The 299-nt window shown below is 69.2% G+C and carries 1 pseudogene; it reads left to right on the top strand.

Annotated elements, in window-relative coordinates:
- A pseudogene (locus tag EN852_RS41490) lies at positions 1–299 on the top strand (hypothetical protein); the annotation flags it as partial.

The following is a 299-nucleotide window of genomic DNA, read 5'->3' as shown; positions in this document are numbered from 1 at the left end:
CCTGGGCCTGGCTGCGCAGCGCCTGGCTTGACGTCTATCGCGAGCGGCCCGATGCGGCCAGTGAGAAGTTCGAGCATTTCGAACGGCTGAGCCCGCGCGACCCGATGGGCTACATGGCCGAGATCGGCATCGGCGCGGCGCATTTCGTCGCCGCGCGCTATGACGAGGCGGTGGCGCTGACGCAGCGCGGCCTTAGCCAGCAGCCGGGCGCCTGTGGGGACTGCGCCTGCTGGTCACGGCGCTGGTTCATGCCGGTCGCAAGGACGAAGCACGGCACGCTTGCCGCAGGCTCATGGAAA

Source organism: Mesorhizobium sp. M2E.F.Ca.ET.209.01.1.1 (genome assembly GCF_004010375.2).
Taxonomy (GTDB): Bacteria; Pseudomonadota; Alphaproteobacteria; order Rhizobiales; family Rhizobiaceae; genus Mesorhizobium.
Note: the sequence above shows the minus strand (reverse complement) of the source record. Positions and strands in the feature narration are given on the sequence as shown.